Annotated in this window: 9 protein-coding genes and 1 pseudogene; 3 read left to right on the top strand and 7 right to left on the bottom strand. The window is 64.1% G+C overall.

The annotated features are described in order from the left end of the window. Nucleotides 1-2: 2 nt before the first annotated feature. On the bottom strand, nt 3-545 hold the full coding sequence (locus AC0L3A_RS33080) for a tripartite tricarboxylate transporter TctB family protein (protein ID WP_473255914.1): 543 nt from the start codon (nt 543-545) through the stop codon (nt 3-5). A 174-nt stretch (nt 546-719) separates the two neighbouring features. Continuing rightward, complete coding sequence (locus AC0L3A_RS33075) at nt 720-1694, bottom strand: Bug family tripartite tricarboxylate transporter substrate binding protein (protein ID WP_354169925.1); 975 nt, start codon at nt 1692-1694, stop codon at nt 720-722. 516 nt (nt 1695-2210) lie between these two features. Here AC0L3A_RS33075 and AC0L3A_RS33070 point away from each other — a divergent pair. After that, the gene (locus tag AC0L3A_RS33070; RefSeq protein ID WP_473255913.1) at nt 2211-5663 is read left to right on the top strand and encodes an autotransporter domain-containing protein; all 3453 of its coding nucleotides are present in this window, start codon (nt 2211-2213) and stop codon (nt 5661-5663) included. Between the two features lie 32 nt (nt 5664-5695). Here the strand turns inward: AC0L3A_RS33070 and AC0L3A_RS33065 are convergent. From AC0L3A_RS33065 to AC0L3A_RS33055, 3 genes and pseudogenes are all read right to left on the bottom strand, one after another. Continuing rightward, a pseudogene (locus AC0L3A_RS33065) lies at nt 5696-5824 on the bottom strand (GspMb/PilO family protein); the annotation flags it as partial. Between the two features lie 90 nt (nt 5825-5914). Next, a complete protein-coding gene (locus AC0L3A_RS33060) occupies nt 5915-6712 on the bottom strand; it encodes an enoyl-CoA hydratase/isomerase family protein (RefSeq protein ID WP_354129491.1) in 798 nt (265 codons plus the stop codon). 44 nt (nt 6713-6756) lie between these two features. Then, a complete protein-coding gene (locus AC0L3A_RS33055) occupies nt 6757-7956 on the bottom strand; it encodes a pyridoxal-phosphate-dependent aminotransferase family protein (RefSeq protein WP_473255912.1) in 1200 nt (399 codons plus the stop codon). A gap of 230 nt (nt 7957-8186) precedes the next feature. Between AC0L3A_RS33055 and AC0L3A_RS33050 the strand changes: the two genes are divergently transcribed. Both AC0L3A_RS33050 and AC0L3A_RS33045 read left to right on the top strand, forming a co-directional pair. Further along, nucleotides 8187-11198, top strand: a complete 3012-nt coding sequence (locus AC0L3A_RS33050) for an FAD-binding and (Fe-S)-binding domain-containing protein (RefSeq protein ID WP_473255911.1) — start codon at nt 8187-8189, stop codon at nt 11196-11198. Then, on the top strand, nt 11191-11619 hold the full coding sequence (locus tag AC0L3A_RS33045) for a GlcG/HbpS family heme-binding protein (protein ID WP_007601896.1): 429 nt from the start codon (nt 11191-11193) through the stop codon (nt 11617-11619). Before AC0L3A_RS33050 ends, AC0L3A_RS33045 begins: the two co-directional genes overlap by 8 nt. Here the strand turns inward: AC0L3A_RS33045 and AC0L3A_RS33040 are convergent. Together AC0L3A_RS33040 and AC0L3A_RS33035 are read right to left on the bottom strand one after the other, a co-directional pair. Beyond that, nucleotides 11501-12193: a relaxase/mobilization nuclease domain-containing protein gene (locus AC0L3A_RS33040; RefSeq protein WP_473255933.1), complete on the bottom strand. Its 693-nt coding sequence runs from the start codon at nt 12191-12193 to the stop codon at nt 11501-11503. The genes AC0L3A_RS33045 and AC0L3A_RS33040 overlap by 119 nt on opposite strands. 694 nt (nt 12194-12887) lie before the next feature. Beyond that, a partial coding sequence (locus AC0L3A_RS33035) for a hypothetical protein (protein WP_473255910.1) occupies nt 12888-13096 on the bottom strand: 209 nt, incomplete at its 5' end.

Below are 13096 nucleotides of genomic sequence, written 5' to 3'. Positions count from 1 at the left end.
GCCTAGTAGCCGAAGGCCCCTTCGAGCGGCCCTTTCGGCATGATGACGTCGAAAGCGATGTCGAAGGTAACGAACATGATCGCCGTGAATACGATAGCGGTGAGCAGCGACTTCCACAGCGCGATCTTGCCGACGAGGCGCATGAAGCTGGCGATCAACAGCAAGCTCGCGACATAGAGGCCGAGAAACTGCGTCGCCAGGCAGAACAGCAGCGTCGGCACGAACACTGCCATGACGCGGCGGGCCTGCGCGCGCGTGACGAAGGTTTCGGATGCCCCGCGGTGCGCAACCAGCGCCACCATGAGGCCGTAGAGGCTGGCACCACCGAGAATGACGGAGAGGTAGAACGGGAAATAGCCGGGCTCCGGCCCGGTCGAATCCCAGGAGGCGCCGGTGCGCCAATTGTCGTAGCCGAGCGTGGCAGCCAGCGCGAGCAACAGGAGACAGACGAATATCTCGATCGTGCCGGAGGAGACGACGGAAGGCGAGTCGTCTTCGGGCGCGGTCGGATCGTCAACGACGATTTCAAGATCGGTTTGGGGCATGAGCCGTTAGGGACGGAGTAAATTCAATTCCCCCTCTCCCCGCTTGCGGGGAGAGGGGGTGTGGGGAGTCTCTACGAGGACGGTGATAGAGGGACTCGCAGAGAGCCCCCTCACCCGCACCGCTTCTTCGATGCGATGCGACCTCGCCCCGCAAGCGGGGCGAGGTGAAGACGGCTACTTCGCGACGAATCCGGCTTCCGTCATCAGCGACTTGTTGACTGCATCGTCCTCCTCGAGGAATTGCACCATGTCCTTGCCGGTGAGGAAGATCGGCTTCAGCGCCTGCTTTTCCATGTAGTCCTTGTATTCCGCGGTCTGCGTCACTTTGTGGAACAGCTCGACATAGAACGCCTGCTGTTCCGCGGTGACCTTGCCGGGCAGGAACATCGCACGCAGCATCAGATACTGCACATCGACGCCCTCCTCCTTGCAGGTCGGGATGTCGGCCCAGGACTGCGTCTCCGTCACTTTGCTGGTGTAGGAGATTCGCTCCTTGTCGAACACGCAGAGCGGACGCACCTGGCCCGCGCGCCAGACTTCGAGATTTTCGGATGGATTGTTGACGTTGGATTCGGTGTGGTTGCCGACGAGTTGGGTCGCGGCCTCGCCGCCGGACTTGTAGGGCAAATAGGAGAATTTCGCGCCAGTCTTCTGCTCGAGGAACACGGTCAGCACGTGATCCTCGCGCTTCGAGCCGGTGCCGCCCATCTTGAACGGCGCGCTCGCCGCCTTCGCCGCGGCGACGAACTCCTTCACCGTCTTGGGACCCGCGCTGTTGTCCCACAGCACGAACTGGTCGAGCGCGATCACCGAAACCGGGGTCAGCTCACGCCAGTTGAACGGGATCTTTGCCGACAGCGGCAACATGTAGATCAGCGAATAGGCGATCAGCACCTTGTTGGGGTCGCCCTCGCTGGATTTCATGTACATCAGTGCTTCGGCGCCGGAAGCCCCGCCCTTGAGCGAGACCACGATCGGCTGCTTCATCAGATTGTTCTTCTGGATGGCGGCTTGCATCATCCGCGCCATCTGGTCGGAGGCGCCGCCCGCGCCTGCCGCCACCACGATCTCGACCGGTTTGGTCGGCTCCCACCCAGCCAAGGCCGGCGCGCTCAACGATAGCACTGCTGCGACGCCAACAGCTTTCATTAGGATTCGCACGAGTTTCGTCCCCTGGATTGTTGGCTTTGTTTGCCAGGAATTTATCGATGCATTGTGCGGACTAATGCGGGCGAGTTCAAGCACACAGGTACGCTGTCAGTGACTTTCGACTGATGAAGCCAAGCCGGAGATTCGCTACTTGCCCTTCCAGTTCAGCGTGCGCTAGTTGAGGAAGGCGTCCATTCCCTCGCGGAAATCTTCGCTTATATGGACTTTGAGGATCAGGTCCTCGCCATCCTCGCGCGCGACCGCGGGCAGCGGATATGGCGCACCGCTTCACCGGTCGCTTCCCCGCGTGAGCGCATGGGGAGCGACATGGATATGTTGCCTATTGGCCACGATGGCTGAAAATGCAAAGCGGAACAGGCCAGAACCCGGCGCGAATGGATAGCCGTTCATTGCAGGCTGTTGCGGCGCCATGAGATCATGTCACAGGGTATCGGGCATCAGTACGTGCCAGGGTTGCATGCTCGCGATAATTCATTGCTGATTTGAGAAGATTAGATGGCCGAACCGATGGCAGGTGGGCGGATCGGATATGGGCTGCGATCCGTCGTGCGCCACTCCTTGGCGACCCTGCTGGCGACCACTGCGCTCGGCGTCGTCGCCGCGCATGCCGTCGACGGCACCTGGGCCGGCGGCACCAGCGACTGGACGAATGGCGCGAACTGGTCAACCAACCCGGTCGTGCCGGACGGAACCGCAACGTTCACCAACACCGGAAGCGCGGCCGTCGACAACAACAACGGTGTCGTCGTCATTGGCACGGTCCAGTTCACGAGTATCGCGCAGGCCTACTCCATCACGATCGGCAAGCCGTTCACCGTCAACGCGGCAGGCATTGTCAACAATTCCGGGACGACGCAGAATTTCGAAGTCACCTCCGGCAACAATCTGGTGTTCCAGAACAGCAGCACCGCGCGCGGCGGTGTCGGGGCGGGAGCCGTCATCATCACGAACGACGCCGGCGGCCAGATCGATTTCTTCACCAGCGCTTCGGCCGGCAGCGCCACGATCAACAATCTCACTTCGGCGACGCTGAACTTCCACAACACCACGACCGCCGCCACTTCGACCATCACCAACGACGGAACGGTGAACTTCGATGGCTCCAGCACGGGCGGCAGCGCGCGTCTCATTAACAATGCCGGGGGCACGGTCGATATTTCCGGCCTGACCAGCGGCGGGATGACCGCGGGCTCGATCGAAGGCGCCGGCAATTACGTGCTCGGCGCCAAGACCCTCACCACAGGCAGCCTCAACACCTCGACGCAGGTCGACGGCGTGATCTCCGGCAACGGCGGCGGACTGACCAAGGTCGGCACCGGCACGATGACGCTGACCGGCCTCAACAGCTACACCGGCGCGACGACGATCTCCGCGGGGACGCTTGCGATCTCGGGCTTCGGCAGCATCGCGAGCTCCAGCGTCGTCACGGTAAACGCGACGTTCGATATCTCGGCAATAACCCCGTCATCCGCGGCGATCACGACGCTTGCCGGCAGCTCGAGCGGCGTCGTCAACATGGGCGGCAAGGGACTGTTCATCACCAACGGCTCGACCGAGTTCGCGGGCGTGATCCAGGGCACCGGTGGATTTGACGTCGCTGGCGGAACGCAGACCCTCTCCGGTGTGAACACTTACTTCAATACGACGCAGATCGATGCCGGCGCGACGTTGGCGCTGAAAGGCAGCGGATCGATCGCGAACTCGGCGAGCGTCACGTTCACGCCGGGCGCAGGCGGTACGTTCGACATCTCGCAAACAACCTCCGGCACGTCGGTGAACGCGCTGTTCTCGTTGACCGCTGGCGGCATCGTCGCACTTGGATCGAAGACACTGACGATCACCAGTGGCAGCTTCTTCGGCGGCGTCATTCAGGATGGCGGCATTGCGGGCGGCACCGGTGGCAACGTCGTGGTCGCCAACGGCGCCACCCAGCAGCTCTACGGCACCAACACCTATACCGGCGCCACGACCATCGCGAGCGGGGGCGAGCTCGATCTTATCAACTTCGGCGGCAACGATGGCAACATCGCGACCTCGCGCAATGTCATCGCCGACGGCTTCTTCGACATCTCGGCCCTGAGCGCCGGCACGTCGATCAAGTCGCTGGCGGGTTCAGGTAACGTCAACATCGGCGCCAACACGCTGACCATCACCAACGGCATCGGCAATTTTGCGGGCGTCATCGACGACGGCGGCGCTGGTGGTGGCTTGACGCTGACCGGCGGCACGCAGACGCTGTCCGGTGCCAACACCTATATCGGCGCCACCACCATCAACGGCGGCAAACTCGTCGTGGACGGCTCGATCCTGAGCCCGATCACTGTCAATGCCGGCGGCACACTCGCCGGCGGCGGTACGCTGCCCGGCCAGGGCCTCGTCGGCAATGTCACCGTCAATGGTGGTACGCTCGCGCCCGGCAGCAGCACGAATTCGTTCGCGCCACTAACGATCAACGGCCCCCTCAGCTTCACGGCGGCCTCGACCTATCTCGTGCAGGTCTCCTCCGGTAATGCGAGCCTCGCCAATGTCAACGGCGCGGCAACGCTCGGCAATGCGACGGTGAGCGCGATGTTCGGCTCGGGCACGATCAAGAAGCAGTACACGATCCTGTCGGCGACCGGCGGTTTCGGCGGCACCGCCTTCAACCCAGCCGTCCTCTCCAACATACCGACGATCAACGCGTCGCTGAGCTACGGCACTAACAATGTGTTCCTCAACATCGGCGTCAACTTCGCGCCGAGCGGGGGCGGCCTCACCGTCAACCAGCAAAACGTTGCAAACACGCTGACCAACTTCTTCAACTCGACCGGCGGCATTCCGGCAGCCTTCGCTGCGCTGACGCCGGCCGGACTGACCACGGCCTCGGGCGAACTCGGCGCCGGCATTATCCAGTCCGCGATCAATGCTGACGGGCAATTCCTCAATCTGATGCTCGACCCGACCGTCATCGGCCGCTCGGGCGGTTTCGCCAAGGCGGGCAGCGTGGCGCAATTCGCCGAGAGCGACGACGCGGCCGCCTATGCGTCCATGCGTCCGGCCAACGCGCGCGAGCGCGAGGCTTATGCGATGGCGACCAAGGCGCCGCTGCTCGTCTCGCAGCCGGCCAGCCGCTGGAGCCTCTGGACTGCCGGCTATGGCGGCTCGGCACAAGTCGGCGGCAATGCGCCAATCGGCTCGCAAGACCTGACCGCGCGGGTCTGGGGCGGCGCGGCCGGCGCCGACTACAGGGTTTCGGTGGACACGCTGGTCGGCTTCGCGCTCGGCGGCGGTGGACTGAGCTACTCGCTCGCCAATGCGATGGGTTCGGGCTCAGCAGACCTGTTCCAGGCCGGCGTCTACGGCCGGCACAATTTCGGACCTGCCTATATTTCCGCCGCGCTCGCCTATGGCTGGCACGACGTCACCACCAACCGCACCGTGGCGCCCGGCGGCTTCGACCAGTTGCAGGGCCGCTTCAAGGCCGACACCTTCTCGGCCCGCTTCGAGGGCGGCTACCGCTTCGCGACGCCGATGATAGGCCTCACCCCCTATACGGCAGCGCAGGTGACGAACTTCAACCTGCCCAACTACTCCGAAGTCAGCCTCAATGGCGGCGGACTGTTCGCGTTGAACTATGCCTCGCAATCGCTGACCGACACCCGCTCCGAGCTCGGCCTGCGCACCGACAAATCGTACGCGATGCAGAATGGCGTGCTGACGCTGCGCGGTCGCGCCGCCTGGGCGCATGACTACAATCCGGGTCGCGCCGTCACCGCGCTGTTCCAGACCCTGCCGGGCACCAGCTTCATCGTGAACGGCGCTCGGGTCGACGCCGACTCCGCGCTCGTCAGCGCCAGCGCCGAGATGAAATGGCTGAGCGGCTTCTCGATCGCCGGCACCTTCGACGGCGAGTTCTCCAGCAATGTCACCAGCTATTCCGGCAAGGGCGTGTTCAAATACGCTTGGTGAGCCGACGTCGTGAGTTGACGAGGCCCCCTACTTCCCGCCTGCCATTGGCCGGAGACGCCCAAGATCACCCTGACACGGCCGCTGGCCGCATCATTCAGTGCCGTGGTCTGCGGCACCTGGACGTCCAGCTGGTCGACGAACAAGAACGGCATGCCGGCTTCGCATAAAGGGAGAAGCGGGCAATTGTGATTCCGACAGGCGGAACCACTTGAATTGAATAGTTGCACGGCGCAACCGGCAGAGGACGCGCGCTACTTGCCCTTCCAGTTCGGCGTGCGCTTGTTGAGGAAGGCGTCCATTCCCTCGCGGAAATCTTCGCTCATATAGGCCTTAAGGATCAGATCCTCGCCTTCTTCGCGCGACAGCGTGCGGCGGATGCGGCGCACTGCCTCCTTGGTCGCTTCAAGCGTCAGCGGGGCGTGGCTCGCCACGAGCCTGGCGGTTTCGTCGGCGCGGCGCTGCAGCGTCTCGACATCAGGGACGATCTCGTTGAGGAGGCCGAGCGCCAGAGCTTCCGGCGCCTCGACGAGGCGCGCCTTGAAGATCAGATCCTTGGTGCGGGCGGGGCCGACCAGCGAGACGACGCGGCTGATGTTCGACATCGACAGGCAGTTGCCGAGCGTGCGCGCGATCGGAAAGCCGATGCGCGTCGCTTCAGTCCCGATGCGGAGGTCGCAGCAGGCCGCAATTCCGGCGCCGCCACCGGTGCATGCCCCCGCGATCGCCGCGATCACGGGCACGCGGCACTGCTCCAGCGTGCCGAGCACGCGGTCGATCCTCGCTTCATAGTCGAGTGCGTCCTGCGCGGTTTTGAACGCACGGAATTGAGAAATGTCGGTGCCGGAGGCAAACGCCTTGTCGCCGGTGCCGGTCAGGATCAGCGCCTTGATCGAGCGGTCGGTGTTGATCTCCTGGCAGATCTCCGCCATGCGCTCGTACATGGCGAAGGTCAGTGCGTTGCGCGCCTGCGGGCGGTTGAAGGTGATCCGCGCGATGCCGTCCGTGACGGAGTAGAGCAGGTCTTCGTTGGCGGTCGTCGGTGCGTTCATCGCGCGCTCTCTTTTCTCGAAGTTGGCTCAGGCAACCTGGGCCTTCAGGCCACCTGAGCTTTGGTCATCGGCACCGCGTCGCGTCCCTTCAGGACGTCCATGGCCGCCAACACGCCGCCGCTCCGGTGCGGGATCTTTGCAAGATCGAGGCCCATCTCGACGCCGGCGAGCGTCCCCATCAGCATCAGGTCGTTGAAATGGCCGATATGGCCGATGCGGAACACCTTGCCCTTGACCTTGTTCAGGCCAGTGCCGAGCGACATGTCGAAGTTTTCCAGCACCACCTTGCGGAAGGCATCGGCGTCATGGCCATCAGGCACGCGCACGCCGGTCAGCGCCGGCGAATGCGCGGCAGGATCGGCGCACTGCGTCTCCAGGCCCCAGACCTTGATCGCGGCGCGCGTCGCCGCGCTGTGGCGCTTGTGGCGGGTCCAGACGTTCTCGAGCCCCTCCTCTTCCAGCATCTTGATCGCCTCGCGCAGGCCGTAGAGCAAATTGGTGGCCGGCGTATAGGGGAAGGTGCCGAGCTTGTTGAAGCCGATGACCTCCTGCCAGTCCCAATAGGAGCGCATGCCGGGGTTGGCCTTGGCCACCGCGAGCGCCTTCTCCGAGACGGCGTTGAAGCCGAGGCCCGGCGGCAGCATCAGGCCCTTCTGTGAGCCGGCGACCGAGACGTCGATGCCCCAGGCATCGTGCTCGTACTCGATCGAGCCGAGGCCGGAGATGGTGTCGACCATCAACAGCGCCGGATGCTTGACCCGGTCGAGCAGCTTGCGCACGTCGAGCGGCGGCGTCACGCAGCCGGTCGAGGTCTCATTGTGGACGACGCAGACCGCCTTGATCGTGTGCTGCTTGTCGGCGGCCAAGCGCTTCTCGATCTCGGCGAGATCGGCACCATGGCGCCAGTCGCTCGGGATGAAGTCGACGTCGAGCTTGAACTTGTCGGCGATGCCGCGCCACAGCACAGCGAACTGGCCGGTCTCGCACATCAACACCTTGTCGCCGGGCGCGAGCACGTTGACCATCGCAGCTTCCCAAGCGCCGGTGCCGGACGAGGGGAAGATGATCACGGGCTGCTTGGTGCGGAACACCCGCTGCATGCCGGCGAGGACGGCGAAACCGAGCTCTGCGAACTCCGGACCGCGGTGATCCAGCGTCGGCATGTCCATGGCCCGCAGCACCCGGTCGGGCACGTTGGTCGGTCCTGGAATCTGGAGAAAATGCCTTCCAGTGTGCACGGTCATCGGCGTCCTTCCCGGTCCTTGAGTCTGTCTTTTGCGTCTGTCTTGGCTTTGAGCTCAACTTGACTTCGAGCCCTTTGGCCTCAAGGGGTGCGCAAGCCGCTCGAATATCACTATTCGCCGGGCTTGTCCCTCGCCCGGCGGGGTCCGTCAATGCACAAGAAGCAGGGCTCGCCTTGCCAAGGGCCGTGACCGGAGGCAAGACGGGGGCAGCGAACAGGCAAGAGCGGACCATGGCGGCGGAAGTGCCCGGGAAATCACAGGAATCGGCCAAAAAGGACGGCCTCGCGGCACGTCTGGCCCGGGAAATGACCGGCGACGTCCTGTTCGACGCTTTCAGCCGGGGGCGCTACGCCACGGACGCTTCCTTCTACCAGATCGTGCCCACTGGCGTGGTGGTGCCGCGCACCATGGACGAGGCCTTGCGGGCGCTGGCGATCGCGCGCGACGAGGGACTGAAGGTGACCCCGCGCGGCGGCGGCACCTCGCAATGCGGCCAGACCGTCAATGACGGCCTCGTTGTCGATCTCTCGAAGCACCTGAACCGGATCCTGTCGCTCGACGTCGAAGGGCGCACCTGCGTTGTCGAGCCCGGCATCGTGCTCGACGACCTCAACCGCCAGCTGAAAAAGCACGGCCTCTGGTTTCCGGTCGACGTCTCCACGGCCTCGCGCGCCACCATCGGCGGCATGGCGGGCAACAATTCCTGCGGCGGGCGTAGCCTGCGCTACGGCACCATGCGCGACAACACGCTGTCGATGGAAGCCGCGCTTGCCGACGGCACGCTGAGCCATTACGGCGAGGTGTCGCGCGATCTCTCCGATCTCGATGCGAACGACAGCGCCCGTGCCCTATTCCGCGACATGCTCGATCTCGGCGCCCGCGAGGCCGGGGAGATCGCAGCGCGCTTTCCAAAAGTGCAGCGCCGTGTCGGCGGCTACAATCTCGATGCGCTGGTGCCGCGCAACGCCCGCAACAACATGGCGCATCTGCTGGTGGGCTCCGAAGGCACGCTGGCGTTCACCACCAAGGTCGAGCTGAAGCTCTGGCCCGTGATCCGCAACAAGGCCCTCGGCGTCTGCCATTTCGGCAGCTTTTACGAGGCGATGGACGCGGCCCAGCATCTGGTCAAGCTGAAGCCGATCGCGGTCGAGCTGGTTGACCGCACCATGCTCGCACTCGGCCGCGACATCGCGATGTTCCGGCCGATCATTTCTGCTGCGATCAAGGGTGATCCGGATGCGGTGCTCGTGGTCGAGTTCGCGGAGGAGGATCAGGCGGACAATTTCGTGCGCCTGAAGCAGCTCGGCGAGCTGATGGGCGATCTCGGCTTCAACTGGAATAACGACAAGCGCAAATGGGGCGGCGTGGTGGAAATCACAGAGCCCGCACTCCAGAGCGGGATCGCCGATTTCCGCGCCGCCGGTCTCAACGTCATGATGTCGATGAAGCAGGAGGGCAAGCCGGTCTCCTTCGTCGAAGACTGCGCCGTGCCGTTACCGCATCTCGCCGACTACACCGCGCGGCTAGGCGAGGTGTTTGCCAAGCACGGCACCAGCGGCACGATGTACGCTCACGCTTCCGAAGGCTGCCTGCATGTGCGGCCGGTGCTGAATCTGAAGCTGGAGAAGGACGTCAAGGCGATGCGGGCCATCGCGGAGGAAGCCTTCGAACTGGTGCGCGAATACAAGGGCTCGCATTCCGGAGAGCACGGCGACGGCCTGGTGCGCTCCGAATTCCACGAAACCATGTTCGGCGAGCGCCTCGTCGCCGACTTCCGCGAGGTGAAGCAGCGCTTCGATCCCGATGGCGTGCTCAACTTGGGCAAGATCGTCGACGCACCGAAGATGGACGATCGTTCGCTATTCCGCTTCAAGCCTGAGTATCGCGTCGCTGAGCTCAAGACAAAGCTCGACTGGTCCGCTTATCCCGGGGCCGGCGGCGGTTTTCAGGGCGCGGTCGAGATGTGCAACAACAACGGCGCCTGCCGCAAGCTCGAGGGCGGCGTGATGTGTCCGTCCTACCGGACGACGCGCAACGAGAAGGACGTGACGCGAGGCCGCGCCAACACGCTGCGCCTCGCAATCTCCGGCCAGCTTGGCGCGGGCGCACTCTCCTCCGACGAGATGATGGAGACGTTGAAGCTCTGCGTGTCCTGCAAGGCCTGCCGCCACGAATGTCCGACCGGCGTCGACATGGCCAAGATGAAGATCGAGGTGCTGGCCGCGCGCGCGGCCTCGCACGGTCTGACCTTGCGCGACCGGCTCGTCGCCTATCTCCCGCGCTATGCGGGCCTCGCCTCACGCTTCGCGGCGCTGGCAAATTTGCGCAACCGCAGCCCGCTGCTGCGAAAGCTGTTCGAGCGCTTTGCCGGCATCAGCGCCCGCCGCGCGCTCCCCGCCTTCCGCAGCGACGTGTTCGTGCCGCCGGCCGAAGCGGTCGGGCCGGAAACCGGCCGCGAGGTCGTGCTGTTCGCCGACACGTTCAACCGCATCTATGAGCGCGAAAATCTCGACGCCGCGTTGCGCGTGCTCGCAGCCGGCGGCTATCGCGTGCATCTGCCGAAGCCCGCGAGCGGCAGCCGTCCGCTGTGCTGCGGCCGCACGTTCCTGTCAGCTGGCCTTGTCGACGAAGCCAGGTCCGAGCTCGATCGTCTGGTCGCTGCGTTCGCCTCCTTTGCCGCGCGCGGCGTCCCGATCGTCGGGCTTGAGCCAAGCTGCCTTTTGACCTTGCGCGACGAGCTCGCCTCGCTGCGCAAGGACGATGACGCCAAGGCGGTTGGCGCCCACGCGCTGACCTTCGAGGAATTCCTGGTGCGCGAGGCCGAGGCCGGCCGGCTGAAACTGCCGCTCGGCCCCCTTGCCGACAAAGCCCTGGTGCACGGCCATTGCCATCAAAAGTCCTTCGGCGCCTTCAAGCCGGTCGAGCAGGTGCTGCGCCTCATCCCTCGCCTTGAGGTCGAGACCATCGAGTCAAGCTGCTGCGGCATGGCCGGCGCCTTCGGTTATGGCGCGGACACCTACGATGCCTCGATCGAGATGGCCGAGCTGTCGCTATTGCCCGCCGTGCGGCGCGCGGATCAGGCGACGCTGATCGTTGCCGACGGCACCTCCTGCCGGCACCAGATCCACGACGGCGCCCAGCGCGAGGCGCTTCACGTCGCGCGCGTGCTCGCGATGAGCCTCGATCGTGCGAAGACCCAATCCACAACCCCTCCCATTGCAAAGGAAACCAATCGTGGCTGACCTCACCCTCGACACCGCCCGCAAGATCCTCGACGCCGCCTTCGCGAAATCCACCGAGTTGAAGCTGAAGCCGCTCGTCGTCACCATCCTCGACGCACGCGGGGTGCTCAAGATCGCCGCGGCGCAGGACGGCACCAGCCTGATGCGCGCCGAGATCGCGCACGGCAAGGCCTATGGCGCGCTCGCATTGGGCATGGGCTCGCGCGCTCTCTTCCAGCGCGCGCAGGAGCAGGCCTATTTCATCGACGCCATGAACACCATGGCCAAGGGCGCGCTGGTGCCGGTCCCCGGCGGCGTGCTGATCATGGACGGCACGACGCTGCTCGGCGCCGTCGGCGTCTCCGGCGACACCTCGGACAATGACGAGGCGTGTGCCGTGGCGGGCATCCAGGCTGCGGGGTTGAAGGCCAACGCGGGATAGTGATCGTCCACGCACGCAGAGCTCCTGCTCCAGAGCGCTGCAGCTCGGCGGCATAATCAAGATATCGCCGCCGGATCACATCCTGACGTGACTTGATCTGTTCGTCCCAAGGGTGTTTGGCGCTCCTTCCGCCCTTCACTTCCGAAAGCACCTCGTTGCGGGCACGCCGATCAACATCGGGCGTGATCTTTCTCTTGCGCATAGCGAGGACCGCCCCGCGCGCGGCCTTTCGAACTCGTCCGCGGATTCGCCGCGGCGTTGCCTCCGCCGCGATCCCGCGAAGCCGAAGTTCGCCAGAAAAACGTTCTCGCCAGGCCTGAAGGTCCGCGTTACGGGGATTAAGGCGCTTTCCGTCATGGCCGAGGGATCGAACGGTCAAGTGCACGTGAGGATGCTTGTCATCGAGGTGCTGGACGAAGACGTAGTCATGATTATAGCCAAACGTTTCGATGGCAAATGCCCGGGCTGAATCCTTGACGGCGATGGCGTCTGTACCAGCCGGCATCGACACAATAATATTCACCGAAAGCGATCCGTCGCGGCGACGCTTATGGTCTAGACGGGCATCATCCACCCACCGTTGCTGCAGGTCTTTCAATCCGGAACGACCTGCCAGGGCCGCGCCCTGCTCTGTTTCGCCATCCAGCTCACCGTTGCGGGTGATGTAGGCAAGGTGCGACTTGAGATGCGCGGGCCCCCAATCGCCGCTGGGGCCGCTCTATTTGCACTCGCTGAGCGATGGCCGCAGGTTGTTGTGCCAAAGCTTCGAACCTGACGCCCTTCCGCATGCGCGCGGATTGACCAAGGGAAAGAGGGCCGTCTGAGGCGGCCTTCCGTTGACGAGGGCGAGCACCACCGCCCGATGAGTTAGCGAGGACTTGGGCGTAGCCTCGCGGTCGTAATCTCGGCAAATCAAACAGGTGGACCACCATAGGTCCCGACTCCTGCCTGACCAGTTCAGACCTGAATCGCAGAGTGCGCGCCCCGGAATTTACCGATCGATGCGACTTGGATGCTGGTTCATGCCCACTCTCCGAAGAAGAAGAAGAAGAAAGAGAGTGGCTTCCCGTTATTGCGACCGACTATCAAAAGATAGAAAACTACGACACCCAAAAATTCGTAAGGGGTCAACGGTGACATCGGCTGACGCCAAGTTGCGTCGATCTCAAGTGAACGTGCAGCCGAGCCGTTGCGAGGTGCGCTGCGGGTCAAAACGCGAAGAGCAGAGCGCGAGCAGGTCTAGTCGGCCATTCTTACTGAACAGGCAGTCAGCGAAAGATGTAGCTACATCGCCAACGGGCCCGGTGCATCGCCGCCCACGACGACGTGTCGGCGCTGCCGTGCACGAGCAACCAACGGGGCGAATCCGTGAAGACGGCGGCGGCCGCTTGCCGCTCGATGCCCCCAATCAACAACATCCGAAACACATCGTGACTGAAGTAATTGCATACGCAGCAATTTGACGGCGGCCGGGGCT

It is taken from the genome of Bradyrhizobium sp. MI1.3, from assembly GCF_055811695.1.
This window is presented reverse-complemented; position numbering and strand designations above follow the sequence as displayed.